At 71.9% G+C, this 20,909-nt stretch carries 16 protein-coding genes; 8 read left to right on the forward strand and 8 right to left on the reverse strand.

Annotation, left to right across the window (positions count from 1 at the left end):
- Nucleotides 1–34: 34 nt before the first annotated feature.
- Nucleotides 35–1,021, forward strand: coding sequence for an aldo/keto reductase (locus NUH29_RS11540; RefSeq protein ID WP_258799315.1), 987 nt, complete (start codon nt 35–37; stop codon nt 1,019–1,021).
- Nucleotides 1,022–1,028: 7 nt separating this feature from the next.
- On the opposite strand, the gene NUH29_RS11545 is transcribed toward NUH29_RS11540, so the two are convergent.
- Nucleotides 1,029–1,619 (reverse strand): TetR/AcrR family transcriptional regulator, encoded by a 591-nt coding sequence (locus tag NUH29_RS11545; protein ID WP_258799316.1) that lies wholly within the window; start codon nt 1,617–1,619, stop codon nt 1,029–1,031.
- 66 nt (nt 1,620–1,685) lie between these two features.
- Between NUH29_RS11545 and NUH29_RS11550 the strand changes: the two genes are divergently transcribed.
- Nucleotides 1,686–2,774 carry a hypothetical protein gene (locus NUH29_RS11550; RefSeq protein ID WP_258799317.1) on the forward strand — a complete coding sequence of 363 codons (1,089 nt, stop codon included), beginning with the start codon at nt 1,686–1,688 and terminating at the stop codon, nt 2,772–2,774.
- A 12-nt stretch (nt 2,775–2,786) separates the two neighbouring features.
- Here the strand turns inward: NUH29_RS11550 and NUH29_RS11555 are convergent, their stop codons facing one another.
- The 4 genes from NUH29_RS11555 to NUH29_RS11570 are packed head-to-tail and all read right to left on the reverse strand — an operon-like array spanning nt 2,787 to nt 8,001.
- Complete coding sequence (locus tag NUH29_RS11555) at nt 2,787–3,644, reverse strand: hypothetical protein (RefSeq protein ID WP_258799318.1); 858 nt, start codon at nt 3,642–3,644, stop codon at nt 2,787–2,789.
- Nucleotides 3,645–3,670: 26 nt separating this feature from the next.
- On the reverse strand, nt 3,671–5,590 hold the full coding sequence (locus NUH29_RS11560) for a polysaccharide deacetylase family protein (protein ID WP_258799319.1): 1,920 nt from the start codon (nt 5,588–5,590) through the stop codon (nt 3,671–3,673).
- Between the two features lie 5 nt (nt 5,591–5,595).
- Nucleotides 5,596–6,645, reverse strand: coding sequence for an NAD-dependent epimerase/dehydratase family protein (locus NUH29_RS11565; RefSeq protein WP_258799321.1), 1,050 nt, complete (start codon nt 6,643–6,645; stop codon nt 5,596–5,598).
- A gap of 9 nt (nt 6,646–6,654) precedes the next feature.
- The gene (locus NUH29_RS11570; protein WP_258799323.1) at nt 6,655–8,001 is read right to left on the reverse strand and encodes a nucleotide sugar dehydrogenase; all 1,347 of its coding nucleotides are present in this window, start codon (nt 7,999–8,001) and stop codon (nt 6,655–6,657) included.
- Nucleotides 8,002–8,260: 259 nt separating this feature from the next.
- Between NUH29_RS11570 and NUH29_RS11575 the strand changes: the two genes are divergently transcribed.
- Complete coding sequence (locus NUH29_RS11575; RefSeq protein WP_258799324.1) at nt 8,261–9,526, forward strand: glycosyltransferase family 2 protein; 1,266 nt, start codon at nt 8,261–8,263, stop codon at nt 9,524–9,526.
- On the opposite strand, the gene NUH29_RS11580 is transcribed toward NUH29_RS11575, so the two are convergent.
- Both NUH29_RS11580 and NUH29_RS11585 read right to left on the reverse strand, forming a co-directional pair.
- Complete coding sequence (locus tag NUH29_RS11580; protein ID WP_258799325.1) at nt 9,523–12,072, reverse strand: helix-turn-helix transcriptional regulator; 2,550 nt, start codon at nt 12,070–12,072, stop codon at nt 9,523–9,525. The genes NUH29_RS11575 and NUH29_RS11580 overlap by 4 nt on opposite strands.
- A gap of 160 nt (nt 12,073–12,232) precedes the next feature.
- A complete protein-coding gene (locus NUH29_RS11585; protein WP_258799326.1) occupies nt 12,233–13,441 on the reverse strand; it encodes an MFS transporter in 1,209 nt (402 codons plus the stop codon).
- 287 nt (nt 13,442–13,728) lie between these two features.
- Here NUH29_RS11585 and NUH29_RS11590 point away from each other — a divergent pair, with 287 nt between their 5' ends.
- The 3 genes from NUH29_RS11590 to NUH29_RS11600 all read left to right on the forward strand — a co-directional run bounded on the left by NUH29_RS11590 (nt 13,729) and on the right by NUH29_RS11600 (nt 17,990).
- The gene (locus NUH29_RS11590) at nt 13,729–16,197 is read left to right on the forward strand and encodes a ribonucleoside-diphosphate reductase subunit alpha (protein ID WP_258799327.1); all 2,469 of its coding nucleotides are present in this window, start codon (nt 13,729–13,731) and stop codon (nt 16,195–16,197) included.
- 110 nt (nt 16,198–16,307) lie between these two features.
- Entirely contained in the window at nt 16,308–17,303 is a 996-nt protein-coding gene (locus tag NUH29_RS11595; protein ID WP_258799328.1) for a ribonucleotide-diphosphate reductase subunit beta, read from the forward strand.
- A gap of 222 nt (nt 17,304–17,525) precedes the next feature.
- The gene (locus tag NUH29_RS11600; protein ID WP_258799329.1) at nt 17,526–17,990 is read left to right on the forward strand and encodes a VOC family protein; all 465 of its coding nucleotides are present in this window, start codon (nt 17,526–17,528) and stop codon (nt 17,988–17,990) included.
- Here NUH29_RS11600 and NUH29_RS11605 read toward each other — a convergent pair whose 3' ends face one another.
- The gene (locus NUH29_RS11605) at nt 17,991–18,395 is read right to left on the reverse strand and encodes a pyridoxamine 5'-phosphate oxidase family protein (RefSeq protein ID WP_258799330.1); all 405 of its coding nucleotides are present in this window, start codon (nt 18,393–18,395) and stop codon (nt 17,991–17,993) included.
- Between the two features lie 69 nt (nt 18,396–18,464).
- Here NUH29_RS11605 and NUH29_RS11610 point away from each other — a divergent pair, with 69 nt between their 5' ends.
- Together NUH29_RS11610 and NUH29_RS11615 are read left to right on the forward strand one after the other, a co-directional pair.
- Nucleotides 18,465–19,130 (forward strand): pyridoxine/pyridoxamine 5'-phosphate oxidase, encoded by a 666-nt coding sequence (locus tag NUH29_RS11610; RefSeq protein ID WP_258799331.1) that lies wholly within the window; start codon nt 18,465–18,467, stop codon nt 19,128–19,130.
- Between the two features lie 65 nt (nt 19,131–19,195).
- Complete coding sequence (locus tag NUH29_RS11615) at nt 19,196–20,893, forward strand: ABC transporter ATP-binding protein (RefSeq protein ID WP_258799921.1); 1,698 nt, start codon at nt 19,196–19,198, stop codon at nt 20,891–20,893.
- Nucleotides 20,894–20,909: the final 16 nt, after the last annotated feature.

The following is a 20,909-nucleotide window of genomic DNA, read 5'->3' on the forward strand; positions in this document are numbered from 1 at the left end:
ACGCCGACGTCGAGTCGAACCGTAGGCTCGAGTCATGCAGCATCGCACCCTCGGCCGCACCGGCCGCGACGTCTCGGTCATCGGTCTCGGCACCTGGCAGCTCGGAGCGGACTGGGGGCAGGTGAGCGAGGCGGACGCGCGCGCCGTGTTGGATGCGAGTCTGGCCGCGGGCGTCACCTTCTTCGACACCGCCGACGTGTACGGCGACGGTCGCAGCGAGTCGCTGATCGGCTCGTGGCGTCGCGACAACCCGGGCGCCGATGTCACCGTCGCCACGAAGATGGGCCGTCGCCTGGAGCAGCTGCCCGAGAACTATGTGATGGCGAACTTCCGCGCCTGGACCGACCGCAGCAGGCGCAATCTGGGCGTCGAGACCCTGGACCTCGTGCAGCTGCACTGCCCGCCGTCGGCGGTCTACGCGAGCGACGCCGTGTTCGACGCGCTCGACACCCTCGTCGAGGAGGGCGTCACGTCGGCGTACGGCGTGAGCGTCGAGACGGTGGAGGAGGCGCTCGCGGCGATCGCGCGCCCGCACGTCGCGACGGTGCAGATCATCCTCAACGCGTTCCGGTTGAAGCCGCTCGACGCGGTGCTGCCGGCGGCGGAGGCGGCGGGGGTGGGCATCATCGCGCGGGTGCCGCTCGCGAGCGGTCTGCTCTCGGGTCGGTACACCCTGGAGACGAGTTTCGCGGCCGACGACCACCGCAGCTTCAACCGGCACGGGGAGGCGTTCGACCAGGGGGAGACCTTCTCGGGCGTCGACTACGCGGTGGGCGTGGAGGCGGCGCGCGAGTTCGCGGCGCTCGCGGCGGAGGCCGGGCTGCCGCCCGCGCGCGCGGCTCTCGCCTGGGTCGCGCAGCTGCCCGGTGTGTCGACGGTGATCCCGGGGGCGCGCAATGTCGCCCAGGCGGAGGCGAACGCGTCGGCGGGGGAGGTGCCGCCGCTGGGCGAGGCGTTCACGGCGTCGGTGCGCGAGCTCTACGACCGTCGCTTCCGGGCGGCCGTGCATCCGCGCTGGTAGGCCCGCCTCACACGAAGAGGTTGTGCACGGCCCGCCGGTAGGCGGCGGGGTCGAAGTCGTGCAGCAGGGCGGACTGCAGGATGTGCCCCTGCAGCAGCCCGAGCAGCGCGGGGGCGGTCTCCTCACCCCAGGCGGTGGCGGCGGCGGGTGCGAGGGCTCGATGCTCGGCCGCCCACCGCGACAGGTAGTCGGCCACGGTCGCCCGCATGAGCCCGAACACCTGGTCGACGATCCTCGTCATGTCGTCGGCGAAGAACGATTCCGACCACAGCTGCACGAGCATCCGCGAGTCCCGTACCTCGCTCGCGAGTCCGTCCATCGTGATCTGGATGAACTCGTCGGGCTGGGGCAGCGGGGGCGCGGCGAGGCGGTCGCGGATGTCGCTCACCCGGTGCCCGATGATGCGTTGCGCCGCGGCGGCGACGATGTCCTGCTTGCTCTCGAACTGCAGGTAGATGGCCCCGGCGGACAGCCCTGAGGCGTCGATGATGTCGGCCATCGAGGTGCGGTGGAAGCCTTTCTCGGAGAAGCACCGCACCGCGGCGTCGACGATCTGGTCTCGCCGCGATGCCCGGTGGGCGTCGGAGACCTTGGGCATGGTGCGACTCTACAAGGATCTGCTATAAAGAACGAGCATTCGTTTTTCTTTACAGAGGAGCCTCCGATGTCCCGCACCACCCCCCACACGCCCTGGGCCCGCGTCGCCGCCATCGGCGTGGGGCTCGCCGTCCTCGTCGGCGTGCTCGTGACCGCCTTCTCGTGGCCCTCCCTCACCTCCGAGGTGCAGGACATCCCCGTCGCGATCGTCGGACCGGATGCGGCGGTCACCGCCCTCGAGACGGCCCTCGACGAGAAGGTCCCCGGCGCGTTCGACTTCTCCACGGTCGACGACCGCGACGCCGCCGTCTCGGCCATCGAGACCCGGGAGGTCTACGGGGCGATCGTCGTCGGGCAGACTCCCGAGGTGCTCGTCGCGTCCGCCGCGAGTCCCGCCGTCTCCCAGGTGCTCACCGGCCTCGCGACGCCGCTGCAGACGCAGCTGCAGACCGTCGCCGACGTCCAGGCGGCCGCCGCGGGCGGAACCGCCCCCACCGTCACCGTCGAGGTCACCGACGTCGTGCCGCTCGTCGACGCCGACCCCCGCGGCACCGGCCTCGTCGCCGCCGCCTTCCCGCTCGTGCTCGGCGGCATGATCGGCGGCATCATCATCACCGTCGCGATCGTGGGCGTCTGGCGCCGCGTGGTCGCCCTCGCCGTCTACGTCGTGGCCGCCGGCTTCGCCGCCACGGCGATCCTGCAGGGCTGGTTCGGTGTGCTTCCGGGGGACTACCTCGTCAACTCGCTCGCCTACGTGCTCGCCTTCGCCGCGATCGGGGCGCCCATCGTCGGCTTCGCGAGCGTCGTCGGACGTGCCGGCGTGGCGCTCGGGCCCGTGGCCTTCCTGCTGTTCGCCAACCCGATCTCCTCGGCCGCCGCACCCGTGCAGTTCCTGCCCGAGCCGTGGGGCGCGATCGGCCAGTGGTTCCCGCCGGGAGCGGCCGCGACCCTCGTGCGCGACGTCGCCTACTTCCCGCAGGCGGACGCCACCTTCCCGTGGCTCGTGCTGGCCGGCTGGACCCTCGGCGGTCTGCTGCTCGCGCTGCTCGGCCACTTCCGCCAGGCCGGCGGTGCCACCCGTGGCGCCATCGAGGAGGCGGTGGAGGCCGAGCACGCCGCCCACCCGGACGCGGAGATCGCGCCCGTCGCGTCCTGACGGGGCGCGCCGTCAGCGCACTCCGCTCGTGGTGATGATGCGCGTCCAGGGCCCTGCGGGCACCTCGGAGGCCTCGACGAAGCGCCAGTCGACCCGCGCGCTGTCGCCGTCGAGCTCGGGGTAGCCGAGGCACCCGGTGAGAGCGGGCGAGACGTCGAGTCCGGCACCCCCGTAGCGGGTGTTGGCGGGGCGCGCGTCGTCGCCGCCGAACGCGTAGGCGGCGTCGTGATACTGCCCGGGGCCCGCGTCCTGGATCTGCCCGTAACAGGTGCGCCCCTCGCGCACGAGCTGCACCCACCGGTTCTTCAGATAGCTGAAGCCCTGGTCGCCGCGGTGCGCGGCGTACGGCTGCTGCGACGCCCAGGGGATCACGGCATCCCGCTGCGCGAAGCCGGTCGCGTCGTTGACGTCGTCGTAGGGCAGGTCGAGGTAGAACGGGTTCTCCCGCGGGGTCATGCTGGAGGGGAAGTAGTCGTTGGCGGCCGTGCGCGCCTCGGTGCGGCAGCCGCCTCCGGCCACCACACCGTCGCAGCCGCCGTAGCTCGAGAGCCAGTCCGAGTCGTAGGTCGAGATCTCCTGGCTGCCGTCGGATGCGCCCGGGTCGAAGATCTCACCCACCCAGAAGGTGGTCGACGGGATGTCGTGGTGCCACGGGTAGGACGAGCCCCCGCCGCCGCCCGTGCCCCCTCCCGCGCCGGGTCCCGCGCCCGCATCGCCGCCGGGATCCGTCGTCGGTGTCGGCGTCGCTTCCGGCGTGGGGCTCGGGGTGGCCGAGCGGCTCGGGCGGGGGGTGCTCGCCGACGGGGTCGGCTGGGGCGGGGGCGCGGTGCACGCGCCGAGGATCGCGACCATGGCGCCCAGGGCGCACACGGCCGCGATCCTCGTCGGGCGCACGGTCAGGACTCGGCCGGCGGTGCCTCGGTCGAGGCGTCCGCGGGGGGATCGGCCGGAGGATCGGCCGGCGGTGCCGGTGCCTCGGCGGGCGGGTCGCTCGCCTGGTCGGCGGGCGGGTTCTCGGCCGGCGGCTCGTCGGCCGGCGGGTCGGCCGGGGCGAGCTCGGTCACCGGCTCCTCGGCGGGCGGATCCGCGGGGGGCTCGGACACCAGGCTCTGCACCACCGGCGGTGCCGCGTCGACCATGGAGTAATCATCCGTCACGAGCGTCCCGGGGCTGAAGATGTTCAGTCCGAAGCTGATGCCCGTGTAGCCCGCGGGGATCGGATCCGTCTGCCAGACCGCCTGGGTCCAGTCGGTCGCCGAGGCGAACCACGGACTCGAGGTCCAGTAGATCCAGGCGCCGGTCGTCGTGCGCAGGTACACCGCGAACTGGGTCACCCCGGTCGACTTGTACCACCCGGACAGCACGTAGCTGTGGCCGGTCGTCACGCTCGGCGCGCAGGCGCCGAGGTCGAGGGTCGGGATGATCTTGCCCTCGCCGGAGCCGTACTGCGTGATCGTCACCTGGCTGGCGACCGATCCCGAGTGGCCGGGGCTCACGAGCGAGAAGCTCGCGTCGTTGTCGCCCCACGGAGCCTGGTACCAGCAGGCGGGGAAGCCGTTCTGCATGGTCTCGAGGCTGGGGTTGATCACCGTGTTCTCGTCGGTGGGCGGCGGCACGGCCGGACCCGCGACGAGCGGCTTGACCGGCCCTCCGATGACGTCGCCGACCGTGCGCACGACCGTGTTGTGGGTCGTGCCGCGGTCCTGCAACCAGCTCGCGAAGGCGTCGAGCATCCCGGAGTCGATCGCGAGCTCCCCGCAGGTTCCTGTGCAGACGTCGTGGAAGGTGAACTGCAGCCAGCCGCCGCCGTGCGCCTCCGCCGCCAGCACGATGCCCTCGAGGTCGTCGAGCGTCCAGCCGAGGTCGAACTGGTCGAGCGCCTGGGTGATCGCGGGACGCGCGGGGGGCACGCTCTCGGCCCAGTCGCATCCGGCGCAGCCGAAGCGCGAGCGGATGTCGCCGAGCAGGCGGCCGCTGTTGTAGCCGCAGTCCATGACGTCCTGGGCGACCGCGTTCGAGACCTCCGCGAACGGGTACGCGAAGCTGCGTACCTGGAAGCCCCAGCTCGACAGCTGCACGCGGTCGTCGCAGACCTGCCGCAGCACCTCGTCGTTCGGCACGGTCGTCAGGTCGACGTGCGTCACGGTGTGCCCGCCGATCTCGTTGCCGGCGGCGGCGAAGGCCTGCAGCTGGGCGAGGGTGAGCTTGCCCGGCGTGCCGATGGTGCCCGAGTTGATGTAGAACGTTCCGACCAGGCCGTGCGCGCCGAGGATCGAGGCGCCGAGCGCCTGGCTCGCGTTGCCGTCGTCGAAGGTGAGGCTCACGGTCGTCAGCGGTCCGGTCTTGACGACGGGATCCGTCGGCGGGGTCGGGTCGGCCGAGGGATCCGCGGGCGGGTCGGCAGGCGGGGTCGGGTCGGCGGGCGGGTCGGCCGGCGGGTCGGCCGGCGGGGTCGGATCCGCGGGCGGGTCGGCAGGCGGGGTCGGGTCCGCCGGCGGGTCCGCGGGCGTCGTCGGATCGGTCGGCGTCGTCGGGTCGGTCGGCGTCGTCGGGTCGCTCGGCGTGCTCGGATCGGTCGGGGCCGGATCCGCCGGCGGGTCGGCCGGCGGCAGCACCGGGTCGGGTGCCGGGTCGACGATCGGATCGGGATCCGGATCGGTCGGTGCCGGATCCGGTGCCGCCTGCGGCGCGCTCGTGCTGGGCGACGGCGTCGGGCTCGGCGTCGTGGGGAGGATGTGATGGCCCGTGGCGAAGGAGAGGAGCAGTGCCGCGGCGGCGGCGAGCCCTCCGAAGCCGAAAAGGCGTCGTCTGTTCATGATGGTCACCTCGAGGAGATCGATGCGGGGGTGAGGGTGCGCGAGGCGCGCGTCTGCGCGCGGAAGGCGCTCCACTCGGCGGAGCGGGCGACGCCGGGGTCGCCCAGGGTGGTGGCGACGCTCCACACGATGTCGTCGATCCCCGTGCGGGGCACGAAGTCGATGAGCTCGCGCGCGAGCGAGTTGTCGGGCACGCGGCGGCGCATGTCCTCGAAGCCGTCGGGGTAGGCCTCGCCGTAGGGCACCAGCCGGATGGGGCTGCGGCTCCCGGTGAGCTGCACGATGCGTTCCGCGAGCTCGAGGATCGAGATCTCGGTGCCGCCGCCGAGGTTCACCGCGCGGCCGAGAGCCCGCGGTTCCTCGACGAGCCGCGCGAACGCCGGCACCACGTCGTACACCGACGAGAAGCACCGTGACTGGCGTCCGTCGCCGAAGACCGTCAACGGCTCCTCGCGGAGCGCCTGCCCCACGAGGTTCGGCACGACCATGCCGTAGCGACCCGTCTGCCGGGGGCCGACGGTGTTGAACGGGCGCGCGATCGCGACCTCGAGGCCGTACTCCTGCGCATACGCGTGGGCGAACGACTCGTCGAGCCCCTTCGCCGCGGCGTAGGTCCAGCGTGCGACGAGTGCGGAGCCGAGGATGCGGTCGGCGTCCTCCGACAGGGCGTCGGAGGTGTTCTTGCCGTACACCTCGCTCGTCGAGACCAGCAGCAGCCGGGCGCCCGAGTCGACGCACGCGTCGAGCACGTTCTCGGTGCCGTGCAGGTTGATCCGCAGGCCCTCGAGCGGGTGCTCGACGATCCGGCGCACCCCCACTGCGGCGGCCAGGTGGAACACCCGATCGCTTCCCCTGACCGCCGCGCGGACCACGTCGGGATCGAGGATCGAGCCGACGCGGTAGTCGAGCCGCGGATCGTCGAGGACGTCGCGGAGGTTGTCGGGTCGCCCCGTGCTCTCGTCGTCGAGCACGACGACGTCGTCCCCGCGATCGAGGAGCAGTTCGACCAGGTGGCTGCCGAGGAATCCGGCTCCGCCCGTGACCGTGCAGCGCATCACGTCACCTCACAGGGTCACGCGCCGCGGCACGGCGAGTTCACGGTAGCTGGCGTCGAGCACGAGGTGCTCCTCGCCGATCCACGACAGGTCGAGGCCGTGGTGCCGGGTGTGCAGGATGACGAGCTGCGGGTCGAAGGCGAGCGGATCGAGCACCGCCTCGACGATGCGTCCGTCGGCCATCCGCGCCTGCGGGCAGAGCGGATCCAGGAAGCCGACGGTGGCGCCGCGGCGCTCGAGGCCCTGGATGATCTCGAGGGCGGGCGACTCACGCAGGTCGGCGACGTCGGGCTTGTAGGCGACGCCGACGACGAGCACGCGTGCGCCGCGCACCCCGAGGCCCGCATCCGACAGCACCTGGGATACGCGGTCGACCACACGGGCCGGCCGTGCCGCGATCTCGGTCATCGCCTGCGTGATCATCGGGGCGGCCACGCGGCGCTCCTTGAGCTGCCAGAGCAGGTAGTGCGGGTCGCACGGGATGCAGTGCCCGCCCACCCCGGGACCGGGGAGGAACGGCATGAACCCGTAGGGCTTCGTCGCGGCCGCGTCGATCACCTCGGTGACGGGCACCCCGAGCTCGCGGCAGATGTCGGCGACCTCGTTGGCGAGCGCGATGTTGACCGCGCGGAAGGTGTTCTCCAGCAGCTTCGTCATCTCCGCCGCGGCGAGGGATTCCACGCGGTGCACGCGCGCGGTGTAGCGCGAGAGCACCGCCGAGGCCCGCAGTTCGCAGCTGGGGGTGGCGCCGCCGACGACCCGCGGCACGAACTCGTGCTCGAAGCTGTCGTTGCCCGGGTCGATCCGCTCGGGGCTGAAGGCCACCGAGATCGACTCGCCGGGGATGAGCCCGCGTTCGCGGAGCGGGGTGACCAGCAGGTCCTCGGTGCAGCCGACGTAGCTCGTCGAGGTCAGCATGAGGATCTGCCCCGGCACCGCGTTGGCCACGACGTCCGCGCAGGCGGCGCTGAGCATCGCCAGGTCGGGCACGAGGTGGTGGTCGACGGGCGTCGGCACGCAGACGATCACCGCGGCGGCCCGCCGCAGCATCGTCGGGTCGTCGACGATCGCGAAGTCGGGGTCGCGCAGGGCCTCGGTGAGGCGGGCGTGGTCGGAGGGCAGCAGGTCGACCGCCTCGGAGCGGATGCCCGCGATGCGCTGCGGCGAGATCTCGAGGCCCAGCACCCGGGCGCCGGCGTGGTGGTACGCGAGAGCCGTGGGCAGGCCGACGTAGCCGAGCCCGACGATCGCGATGTCGAACTCGTCGTGCCGGAACGGGGGACTCGAGGGGAGCGCGGCGGAACTGCGTCCTCGCCGGGCCGGGGTCACGAGCGGACGTGTCTCGAGAGAGGTCATGGTGCAGCCTCCAAGCGCGTCGATGGGGGTCGACGCCGTAGGGATCGGGATGGGCGGCACCCGGGGATCGGGAACCGGTGCGCCCCACTGTCGACCCGGCCCACGGCCCGGTCAACGGCTGCGCGGCAGGACTGCGGGAGCCCCGGCGCCGGACTGCGGGATACCGCACGGCGGTGCGGATCCCCCCATCCGCCGTGCGGACGGGCGGCCCCGCGGGGCCGTTAGCGTCGAGGCACCACCGACCCGATCAGGAGGCATCATGGCGGCGTTCGTCGTGACCGTCCTGGTCGTCGTCGGCCTCAACACCCTGCTGTGGCTGAGCGCCGGGATCGTCCGCGTCGTCGCCGCGCGGCTGCGGCGCCCGGCGGGCACCGACGTCGCCGGGGTCCCCGACGCCTCCCAGGTGGCGATCGTCATCGCGGCGCACGACGAGGAGCTCGTGATCGAGGCGACGATCCGCTCCGCCGCGCGTCAGGTGCCGGTCGAGAACGTGTTCGTCGCCTGCGACGGCTGCACCGACGGCACCGTCGCGCTCGTGCGCGCGTGCGGGGCCACGGCGCTCGACATCCAGCCCAACCGCGGCAAGGCGGGTGCCATCCGGACGATCGTCGACGAGCTGGACCTCGCCGGCCGTTTCGAGGTGATGGTGCTGCTCGACGCCGACAGCCAGCTGAGCGACGACTACCTCGCCACGGGGCTCCCCGCGTTCGCCGACCCCGAGGTGGTCGCGGTCGCCGGCCGCGCCACCACGATCCTGCACCCGGCCCCGCCCACCCTGATGGGGCGCATCCTGGTGGCCTATCGCGAGCGCCTCTACCTGAGCGTGCAGTACCTGCAGAAGTTCGGGCAGGCCGGGCGGCTGCTGAACGCCGTCTCGATCGTGCCGGGCTTCGCGAGCATGTACCGCACGCGGGTGCTCGCCGACATCGACATCGATGCGCCCGGCCTCGCGATCGAGGACTACAACATGACCTTCGAGGTGCACGCCAAGCGGCTGGGGCGGATCGCGTTCCGCCCGGATGCGGCGATCGCGCTCACCCAGGACCCCGACAACCTGCGCGACTACCGCAAGCAGATGCGACGGTGGAGCCTCGGCTTCTGGCAGACCGTGCGGCGCCACGGGCTGCACGCCGGCCGGTTCTGGACCCTGCTCGCGATCTCGATCGCCGAGCTCGTCACGAGCAGCGTCTTCATGATCCTGGCGTTCCCGATCGTGCTGTTCAGCGTCGGCGCCACGGTGATCGCCGCGTCCGGACTCGACCCGAGCGGCGTGAGCGCCGGGATCGCGGGGATCCTCCCGCCCCTCGCGGTGGTGCTCGGGGTGCTCGTGCCCGACTACCTGCTGTCGGTGATGGCGGCCGTGCTCGCACGACGTCCCGCCTACCTCGTGATGGGCCCGGTGTTCCCGGTGCTGCGGATGCTCGACGCCTGGCTCTGCCTGCGGGCGATGGCCGACGCGTTCCTGCGTCGCCGGGTGGACGGGCGGTGGGCGTCGCCCGCCCGCCGTTCCGTCGCCCGCGCCTAGGACATGATCGCCACGAGGTGCGCGCGGGAGCGCGCCCCCACCTTGCGGTAGATGCGGGTGAGCCGCAGCTCGACCGTGCGCACGGAGAGGTAGAGGGTGGCCGCGATCTCCTTGTTGTGCAGTCCGCGCACCACCAGCTCGGCGACCGCGCGCTCCTCCGCGCTCAGCTCGCCGAGGCGCGCCGGCGCGGCCGCGCGCGCACCGTCCTCGGGGACGGGGGTGCCCACGGCCCGCACCCACGGCGCCGCCCCGACCCCGGCGAAGGCGATGCGGGCGTCCGCGGCGGCGCGCTCCGCATCCCGCGCGGCACCGGCCGCGGCGAGGCGGCGGGCCGCGGTGCGGTGCAGCCTGCCGAGCTCGAATCCCGAGTCGTCGGGCCGATGCAGGCGCAGCGCCTGCTCGTAGCGCGCGCCCACCTCGTCGTCGCGGGCGGTGGAGACCGCGGTCCGGGCGACGGCGAGCGTCGCCCAGCGGCTCGGGTGCGCGGCCGCGGCGGACTCCAGGCGACGGGCGGCCGACTGCGCGGCTCCCGACCTGCCGGCCATCGCGAGCGACTCCACGAGCGCCGGGAGGTGCCGGCTGTGCGCGGGATCCTCGATCCCCGCGGCGACCGTGTCGGCGAGCAGCAGCAGCTCGCCGGCGACATCCGGCTGCTCGCGCAGCCGGGCCAACTCCGCCCGCAGCACGAGACCCTCGGCGGCCGGCAGCGGACCCACCCGCGACACCGCGTTCTCGTTCCATCCGCCGAGCAGCACGTCGGCGGCGTCCAGGTCCCCCGCGGCGAGCCGCGCCCACACCCCGATCGGCACCATCCCGGGCGGCCCGGGGTCGTGCGGATGCCCTGCCTCGTGCGCGCGGGCGAGCTCGAGGGCCTCGCCGATCCGCCCGGACCGGGCAGCGCCGTCGATCGCGAGGGCGGTGCGCCAGCCGGGCCAGATGCCGCGATCGCGTGCGGCCTCGCCGGCGATGCTCGTGGCGATGCTCCGGCCGAGGGCGTAGTCCTGGGCGAGGTCGGCCGCACGCGCGTGCAGCGCGAGGAGCAGCGGATCGTGGACGCCCTCCGGGGCGACGCCGACCTCGTGCCGCAGCAGGGCGCGCGCCGCCCGGGCCGCGCCGGCGGTGGCCGCGGAGCTTCCGGCCGGAGGCTCGTCGGGCGGATCCGCCCGTTCGCCGCGAGCGGCGGCCACGGCGGCGTGCAGGGCCGTCCACCGCCGTCCGAGGTCCGGCACGGTGCCGTCGAGCTCGGCCTCGACGTCGCCGCCGCGACCCGCGAGGAACTCGACGCGCAGGCGCGCGATCGCGAGCCGCAGCCGCTCGTCGGCGCCGGCGGTGGCATCCGTCGCGGCGAGGCGGAGCGACCGATCCGCCAGCGCCGGTCGGCCGAGGGCGAGCAGCTCCTCCGCCAGCTCGACGAGCGCGGGCGCGAGACCCTCACGGCCCGACCGCACGGCCCGGTCGGCGAACTCGACGGCGGCCCACGGCTGCTCGAGGCGCGCGGCCTCCACGGCCGAGGCCATGAGCGCCATGCGCACGTCGGCGGCCGGGTCGGCCCAGCTCCGGTGCCACGGGAACAGCAGCGGTCCGCACGACGCGAGCATCCGCTCGTGCAGCTCTCGCCGCGCACGCGAGGGGAGGGCGTCCGACAGCGCCGCGCGCACCAGGGGGTCGGCGAGGGCGACGAACGCCCCCGCCTCGCGGGCGAGGCCGAGGTCGAGCAGCTCCTGCAGGGCGTCCTCGGCGTCCTCACCCCACGCCCCGACGGCGAACCGCGGGTGCAGCGGCGCGGTCGCCAGACGGTCGAGCGCGTCGGTGTGCGAGGTGCCCAGGCGCCGGGTGACGCGCTCGAGGGCGGCCCAGGCCGCCGGCCCGGGACGTGCGGGGATCCGCAGTGCGTCGCGCCCGTGCAGCTGCTCGGGCGTCAACGCGGCGAGCATCGCGGCGAGGGTGCCCGCGTTGCCGCCCGCGCCCGCCACGAGGATCTCGAGGGTGCCGGGGTCGATCCCCGGGGGCGCCAGGCGTGCGGCGTCCTCGGCGGTGAGCGGATCGATGGCCACCGCAGGCAACCCGGCGAGCGGCATCTCGAGCGGGGGCTCGCTCGCGGTCGCGACCAGACGGATGCCGGAGCCGGTGAGGTGCCCGGCCATGTAGCCGACGATCGCCCGGCTGTCGGGATCCATGCGGTCGATGTCGTCGACGAGCAGCAGGGTGCGCGGAAGGTCGAGACCGCGCAGCACTCCCAGCAGCTCGCCCGCGGCGCCGGCGAGTGTCGCCGCGCCGTCGTCGCGCAGGGCGAATCGTCCGGTGAACTCGGCGGCCCGCGGATCACCGACGGCGGCCACGATCGTCGACAGCCCGGACAGCGGCCAGCCGCCCTCCCCGGGGTTGATCGGGACGACCACCGAGATGTCGGGGTGGCGTTCCGCGGCGGCCGCCAGCACCGAGCTCTTGCCCGCCCCGGGGTCGCCGATGACCAGGAGCGCCCCGTCTCGGGGGTTCCTGGCGACCTCGTCGATGCGCGCGAACGCATCCTCGTGGCAGCGCAGCATGGTGCCGGAGCGTCAGCGACGAGGCGGGTGCGAGCGCGGGGTCGGTGAAGATGTCATCGGGTCATCTCCGTGGTGGGGGGATCGAGCAGTGGGTCTGCCGAAGGAGACAGTTCGGTCTACCGCAACTGGCGGATTCCCGCAAGGGTGTGACGACGATGTCTCAACTCGGAGTGATCGGCACCGGCTCGGTGTCGGGCAGCGGACTGGCGTCCCGGCCGCGCAGATCGGGGTGCGCGCGGCGGAAGATCGTGGGCACCAGGAGGCCGACGAACGCGAACACCGCGGCCGCGACGAATCCGCCGTCGGGACCGTAGCCGTCGATGAGGAATCCGGCCACCGCGGAGCCGAGCGCGGCGCCGATGAGCTGGCCGGTGCCGACCCAGCCGTAGGCCTCGGCCGTGTCGGAGAACTTCACCGAGGCCGACACGATCGAGAACATCACCGCGAGGGCCGGGGCGATGCCGAGGCCGGCGATCACGAGCGTCGCCGAGATCGTCCAGAACTCGAACGCGAACACGGCCAGCAGCGAACCGACGAACACGATCAGCATGCGCCGGGCGAGCGCCCACGGACCGATCGGGATGTGCCCGAAGGCGAGTCCGCCGACGAGCGACGCGACCGCCCAGATGCCGAGCACGACCCCCGCCTCGGAGCCGCCCTCGCCGAAGGTCGCCACGACGCCCGCCTCGATCGCCGCGCAGGATCCGACGAGAAGGAAGCCCACGACGGTCGACAGCAGCACGGCGGGCCGCTTGAGCACGACGCCGAACCGGCGCTTGCTGCGCGGGATGCGCACCCGGCCGAGCTCGGGCGAGGAGATGAACCAGGCGCCGCCGCCGACGAGGAACACGACCGAGAGGAAGATGCCGGCGACGGTGGAGACCTGCGTCGCGACGAGCGTCACGACGACGGGCCCCGCGATCCAGATGATCTCCTGCGCGGAGGCGTCGAGCGAGAACAGCGGGGTCAGCTGCCGGGAGTTCACCATCTTCGGGTAGATGGTGCGCACCGCGGGCTGCACGGGCGGGTAGCTGAGCCCGGCCACGAGACCGGCGACCATGAACCCCCACAGGGGCAGCGGGGCCAGGGCGATCGTCGTGAGCGCCAACGCACAGACCGCGGTCGTGAGGATCAGCACGGGACGCATGCCCCAGCGCCCCATCCAGCGGCTCGTGATCGGACCGGAGATCGCCTGGCCGACCGAGGTCGCGCCGAGCACCAGACCGGCTGCGCCGTAGCTGTCGAAGATGCGCTCGATGTGGATGAGGAAGCCGAGCGAGATCATGCCGCTCGGGAAGCGCGCCACCAATTGCGCGGCGATGATCCGGGCGACACCCCGGGTGCGCAGCAGGTCGAGGTACGCGTTCACGGCCCTCCCACTGTAGTGCCGCGGGGCAGGCGGCGGAGGGGGTGTCGGCCGCCCCTCCTAGGGTGTGGAAAGTGTGAATAACACGGGTGAAGTTATGCACATCTGTGGATGACACGCCCACAACATCTGGGGTTGGCCTGCCGTCGGGGGCCCGATATATAGTGGTGGAACCTCCGGGCCGGGGGAGTGCGACGAAGGACGAGAACGGCCTGTCGAGGTCGTTTCTCACCAGGGATTTTCATCGGAATGCGGGGCGCGCAGGACTGCGCGGGGAGGAAAGGGATCACGTGACCATCACCGTCGTGAAGCGCAACGGAGAGCGCGAGCCGTACGACGCCAACAAGATCAACCTGGCGATCGAGCACGCGAGCGCCGGACTCGACGAGAACATCACCTGGGTGACCCAGATCGCGTCGGAGCTCGAGCTGACGCTCTTCGACGGCATCACCACCCAGCAGCTCGACGAGGCCGTCATCCAGGTCGCGCTCCAGAACGTGAAGGACGACCCGCAGTTCGACACGGTCGCCGCGCGGCTGCTGCTCAAGACCATCTACAAGCGCGTGCTCGGCGACTACGAGACCGACGACGAGCTGAAGGCGCTGCACGCCGCCCACTTCCGCGGCGCCATCGAGCGCGGCGTCGACGAGGCGCTGCTCGATTCGCGCTTCCCCGCGCTCTTCGACCTCGACCGCCTCGCCGCCGCCCTCGAGCCCGCCCGCGACGGGCTGCTCAAGTACATCGGCGTCGTCACCCTCAACAACCGCTACGGCATCAAGGCCCGCAACGGCGAGCCGCTCGAGGTGCCCCAGTTCTTCTGGATGCGCATCGCGATGGGCCTCTCGCTCAACGAGGCCGACCCGACCAGCCACGCGATCGAGTTCTACGACAAGATGTCGAAGCTCGAGTACCTGGCGGCCGGCTCCACCCTCGTCAACGCGGGCACCGCCTTCCCGCAGCTCTCCAACTGCTTCGTCATGGAGATGCACGACGACATCGAGCACATCGCGAAGTCCGTGCGCGACGTCATGTGGCTCACCAAGGGCACCGGCGGAATCGGCCTCTCGGTCACCAAGCTCCGCTCGCAGGGCTCGCCCATCCGCTCCAACAACACCACCTCGACGGGTCCGATCCCGTTCATGCACACGATCGACTCGGTGCTGCGCGCGGTCAGCCGCGGCGGCAAGAAGTTCGGCGCCCTGTGCTTCTACATGGAGAACTGGCACCTCGACTTCCCCGAGTTCCTCGAGCTGCGCAACAACTCCGGCGACCCGTACCGCCGCACCCGCACCGCCAACACGGCCGTCTGGATCTCCGACGAGTTCATGAAGCGCGTGCAGAACGACGGCGACTGGTACCTCTTCGACCCGCTCGAGGTGGGCGACCTCAACGAGCTCTACGGGCAGGCGTTCTCCGACCGCTACGCGGAGTACGTCGCGAAGGCCGAGGCCGGCGAGCTGCGGATGTTCAAGAAGATCTCGGCGCGCGCCCAGTTCAAGGACATCCTGATGTCGCTCCAGACCACGAGCCACCCGTGGCTCACCTGGAAGGACACCATCAACAACCGCGCCCTCAACAACAACACGGGCACCATCCACCTCTCGAACCTCTGCACCGAGATCTGCCTCCCGCAGGACCTCGAGAACATCTCCGTCTGCAACCTGGCCTCCATCAACCTCTCGACCCACCTCAAGGTCGACGAGAACGGCGGCCTCGGATTCGACTGGGCGCTCATCGAGGGCTCGGCCCGCAGCGCGGTGCGCCAGCTCGACAACCTCATCGACATCACCGAGTCGTCGGTGGCGGAGGCCGACCACGCCAACCAGACCAACCGTGCCATCGGCCTCGGCGTCATGGGCTTCACGGACGTCGTGGAGCGCCTCGGCTTCTCCTACGAGTCCGAAGAGGCGTACGCCCTCATGGACGAGATCATGGAGCACGTCTCCTACGCGGCCATCGACGAGTCGGCCGACCTCGCCCGCGAGCGCGGCTCCTACGACAACTTCGCGGGCAGCCGCTGGTCGCAGGGCCTCGTGCCGTTCGACTCGATCGCGCTCACCGAGAAGGACCGCGGCATCGCCATCACCGTCGACCGCACCACGCGGCTCGACTGGGACCGCCTGCGCGAGAAGGTCAAGGGCGGCATGCGCAACGCGACGCTCATGGCGATCGCGCCCACCGCGTCCATCGGTCTCGTCGCCGGCACCACCCCCGGCCTCGACCCGCAGTTCGCGCAGATCTTCAGCCGCGCCACCTCGAACGGCAAGTTCCTCGAGGTCAACCGCAACCTCGTGAACGACCTGCAGAAGCTCGGCATCTGGGAGCAGACCCGCGAGCAGGTGCTGCGCAGCCAGGGCGACATCCAGAACATCGCCGACATCCCCGACGACCTCAAGAAGGTCTACAAGACGAGCTTCCAGCTCTCGCCGTACTCGTTCATCGAGGTGGCGGCGCGCGCCCAGAAGTGGATCGACCAGGCCATCAGCCGCAACATGTACCTCGAGACGCGCGACCTCGGCGACATGATGGACATCTACTACGCCGCGTGGGAGAAGGGCGTCAAGACGACCTACTACCTGCACATGAAGCCGCGGCACACCGCCGAGCAGTCCACGGTCAAGGTCAACAAGACCGAGGAGCTGAACACCGGCGCCGGCGCGCAGCGCGGGTTCGGCGCGGCCGCCGCCGCGCCGGCATCCGAGGCTCCGGCGGCCCCCGCCGCCGCCTCCCCGCGTCGCGGATTCGGGGGCCTCGCGTGAACGGCGCCGGCACCCAGGTCGACGAGTACCACGTGCCCGTCGACCCCATGGACGACCTGCAGTGCGAGAGCTGCCAGTAGAGCTCGCACGGAAGAAGGACTGACACACTCATGGCCATTCTCGGCACCGGGGTCCAGGAAGGACTCCTCCTCAAGCCCATCACCTACCAGTGGGCGATGGACCTCTACGACCAGGCGGTCGCCAACACCTGGTTCCCCAACGAGATCCAGCTCGGCGAAGACCTCGCCGACTTCAAGAAGATGACCGACGAGGAGCGACACGCGGTCACCTTCCTGATCTCGTACTTCAACCCCAACGAGCTGCTCGTCAACAAGGCGCTCGCGTTCGGCGTCTACCCCTACGTCAACGCCCCCGAGGCGCACCTCTACCTCGCGAAGCAGATGTGGGAGGAGGCCAACCACTGCATGTCGTTCGAGTACGTGCTCGAGACGTTCCCGATCGACCGCAACGAGGCCTACAACTCGCACGTCGACATCCCGTCGATGGCGCGCAAAGAGGAGTTCGAGGTCCGCTTCATCAAGCGGATGACCGAGGAGACCCTCGACATCACGACGACGGCGGGCAAGCAGGACTTCATCCGCAACCTGATCGCCTACAACATCATCCTCGAAGGCATCTGGTTCTACTCGGGCTTCATGGTGGCGCTCTCGTTCCGTCAGCGGAACCTGCTGCGCAACTTCGGCTCGCTCGTCGACTGGATCGTGCGCGACGAGTCGCTGCACCTCAAGTTCGGCATCAACCTCATCCTCACGGTGCTCGACGAGAACCCCGACCTGCAGACGCCGGAGTTCGCGGCCGAGATCAAGCAGATGATCCTCGACGCCGTCGAGATGGAGGAGCAGTACAACAACGACCTGCTCCCCGGCGGCATCCTCGGACTCAACGCGAGCTACATCAACCAGTACGTGAAGTACCTCGCCGACCGCCGCCTCGAGGAGCTCGGCTTCGGGTCGCACTACAACGTGGTGAACCCGGCCAAGTGGATGGCGACGGCGAACGACACCCTGCAGCTCGTCAACTTCTTCGAGTCGACGAACACCTCCTACGAGTCGAACGCCTCGGCCTCGTCCAAGCGCTCCGAGTAGCACTCGACGCTTCGGGCGGGCGGGGATCGCGTCGTGCGACGCATGCCCCCGCGTGCCGCCTTCGGCAGCGCGCTCCCGCCAGTCCCGATGCCAGCGTCGCCCAACGCGATCCCCGCCCGCCCTTCGCTCGCGGCCCACTGTCGAGACCACCGTCGCCGCGGGTTGACGCGCGCGGCGCCGGGTGCGAATGTGGACGATGTTCACATTCGAGGAGGTCGTGACGTGGCGCAGAAGGTGACGCCGTACCTGTGGTTCCAGGGCGATCTGCAGGACGCGCTGGACCTCTACACCTCCGTGTTCGACGACGCGGAGGTGCTCTCGACCACGGAGCGCGACGGCGGGCTGTTCGCCGCCACGTTCCGGATGGGCGGCATCCAGCTCACCGGCTTCAACGCGCCCGGCGGGCCGCGGTTCACCGACGCGATGTCGCTGTTCGTCGACTGCGCCGACCAGGCGGAGGTCGACCACTACTGGGATGCCCTGCTCGCCGGCGGCGGCACGCCCACCCAGTGCGGGTGGCTCGTCGACCGCTTCGGCGTGAGCTGGCAGGTGGTGCCGCGGCGCCTCATGGAGCTGCTGGAGGATCCCGACCCCGAGCGCGCACAGCGCGCGACGGCCGAGATGCTCACCCAGGTGAAGCTGGACGTCGCGCGCCTGGAGGCCGCCGCAGACGGCACCCTCGGCTGATCAGTCGACGTCGGCGCGGCGGAAGCGGCGCCCGCTCATGCGGTCGGGCGTGATCCGCACGTAGTTGAACTTCTCGTCGGGGCTCCACGACACGAGACCGAGGATCCCCGAGTGCTCGATCTCGTCGTCGAACGCGAGCCGCTCGGCGACACCCCACAGGATCACGCTCCACGCCATCTCGTCGTCGTGGCGGTCCACCTCGAAGGCGACCTGCGGATGCTCCGCCACGAGCTCCAGCTTCGAGCCGGGGGCGCTGCGGAACAGCACGCTCCGACCGCCGACCGCGAAGTTCACCGGGAAGACCTCGATGTCGTCGCCCTCGACGAACACCACCCGGCCGACCTCGGCCTCCGCGAGCAGCCTCCAGCAGGCCGCCTCGTCCAGCACCTCTGCGCCGTGCTCCATACGGGCACCCTACGTCGTGGCATCCGGCGCGTGAAGGGCCGGAGGTCACCGCGGGTGCACAATGGCGGCATGGGCGATCCGTCACGTGCCGGGCTCCGGGCGCGGCTCCGCTCCCTGCCGTCGTTCCCCGCCGAGCTGCCCGCGTTCGACCCGGCCGATGCGCCCGGCGAACCCGAGGAGCTGTTCCTCGGCTGGCTCGACGACGCGGTGGGCGCGGGCGTGCTCGCCGCGCACGCGGCCGTGCTCGCGACCGTGGACGACGCCGGCCCGAGCGCGCGGGTGCTCATCCTGAAGGACGTCGGGCCGGAGGGCTGGGCGATCGCGACCCCGTCGGACAGCCGACCGGGCGCGGCCATGACCGCATCCGGGCGGGCCGCCCTGACCTTCTTCTGGCCGGCGCGGGCCCGCCAGGTGCGGGTCGAGGGCGCCGTCGAGCGCGCGGACGCCGCCGAGGCGGCCCTCGACTTCCTCGCCCGCCCGGACGACGCCCGTGCGACGGCCCTCGTCGGTCGCCCGACCCCGGTGCTGCGGGGCGACGCGGACTACACCGCGGTCCGGGAGGCGGCGCTCGCCCGGGTGACCGACGATCCGGCGCTCGTGCCCGGGAGCTGGGCGCTGTGGCGCATCGTCCCGCAGGCCGTCGAGTTCTGGCAGGGCGCCCACGACCGTGCCCACCTGCGGCTGCGCTACCGGCGCCACGGCGACTCGTGGCTGCGTGAGAGGCTGTGGCCGTGACGAATCCGCCCACCACCTCGATCGCCGTCGTCGACGCCGACCGGCCGGTGCGCAGCCTCGCCCGGATGCTGCGCCCGTTCCGCGGACGCCTCGGCGTGGCGGTGCTCGCGTTCGGCATCAAGGACAGCCCGCTGTGGCTGCTGCCCGTCATCACGGCGACCGTGATCGACGTCGTCGTGGCGGGCGGCCCCGCCATCCGGCTCGCCTGGGTGGCAGCCGGGGCCGTGGCGCTGCTGTCGCTCAACTACCCCATGCACGTGCTCTTCGTGCGCTTGTTCTTCGGCACCAGCCGCGCGCTCGGGGCGCAGCTGCGCAACCGCCTCGCGGCACGGCTGCAGAGCCTCTCGATCGGCTTCCACTCCCGGTCGTCGGCGGCCGTCATCCAGACCAAGGTGGTGCGCGACGTCGAGAACGTCGAGCTGCTGTTCCAGCAGGCGGGTCCGCCCGCCCTCTCGGCGGTGTTCTCGCTCGCGGGCGCCATCACGATGACCGCCATCGCGGTGCCGCAGTTCCTCGTCGTCTACCTGCTGACGGTGCCGATCGCGGCCGCCCTCACGCTCGCGATGCGGCGCCGCTCGGCGCGTCGCAACGAGGACTTCCGGCGCGAGGTCGAGCGCTTCTCGAGCCGGGTCGGCGAGATGGCCACCCTCATCCCGATCACCCGCGCGCACGGGCTCGAGCACGTCGCCCACGAGCGGGTGGCGCGCAGCGCGGAGGGGGTGCGCGACGCCGGCATCACGCTCGACATGCTCAACGGCCGCTTCGGCGCCGCCACCTGGATCTCGTTCCAGCTGCTCGGCATCGCCTGCCTCGTGCTCGCCGCGCTCGCCGCGATCTCGGGGTGGCTGCCGATCACCGCGGGCGAGGTCGTGCTGCTCGGCTCGTACTTCTCGATCCTCACCGGGGCCATCACCCAGCTGGTGTCGATGGTGCCGCTGCTGGCCAAGGGTCTGGAGTCGGTGCGCTCGATCGCCGAGGTCATGGAGGAGCCCGACGTCGAGCGGAACGAGGGCAAGGACGAGGTCGCCGCGGTCGAGGGCCGCATCCGTCTCGAGGGGGTGGGCTTCCGCTACCCGGGGGGCGACGCCGGCGCGCTCGACGGCATCGACCTCGACGTCGCCGAGGGCGAGACGATCGCCTTCGTCGGACCGTCGGGCTCCGGCAAGTCGACCATGCTCAACCTCGTGCTCGGGTTCCTCCGGCCGAGCGAGGGCCGCATCCTGCTCGACGACCGCGACATGGAGCGGCTCGACCTGCGCTCGGTGCGCCGCTTCGTCTCGGTCGTGCCGCAGGAGTCGGTGCTGTTCGAGGGCAGCATCCGCGAGAACGTCGCCTACGGGCTCGACGACGTCGACGACGAGCGCGTGCGGGCCGCGCTCCGCGACGCCCACGCCCTCGAGATCGTCGAGGCGCTCCCCGACGGATGGGACACCGTGGTCGGCGAGCGCGGGGCGCGCCTGTCGGGCGGTCAGCGGCAGCGCATCGCGATCGCGCGCGCCCTCGTGCGCGACCCCCGCATCCTGCTGCTCGACGAGGCCACGAGCGCGCTCGACTCCGAGAGCGAGCAGAAGGTGAAGCAGGCGCTCGACACCCTCATGCGCGATCGCACGACGCTCGTCGTCGCGCATCGGCTCTCCACGATCCGCTCCGCGTCGCGCATCGTCGTGCTCGACCACGGGCGGATCGCCGAGATCGGCACGCACGACGAGCTGGTCGCCGCGGGCGGGCGCTACGCGCAGCTGAACCGCATCCAGTCGGCCTGAGCGGACCCGCCGTCGG

The sequence above is a fragment of the Protaetiibacter mangrovi genome (genome assembly GCF_024752305.1).
Lineage (GTDB): Bacteria > Actinomycetota > Actinomycetes > Actinomycetales > Microbacteriaceae > Homoserinibacter > Homoserinibacter mangrovi.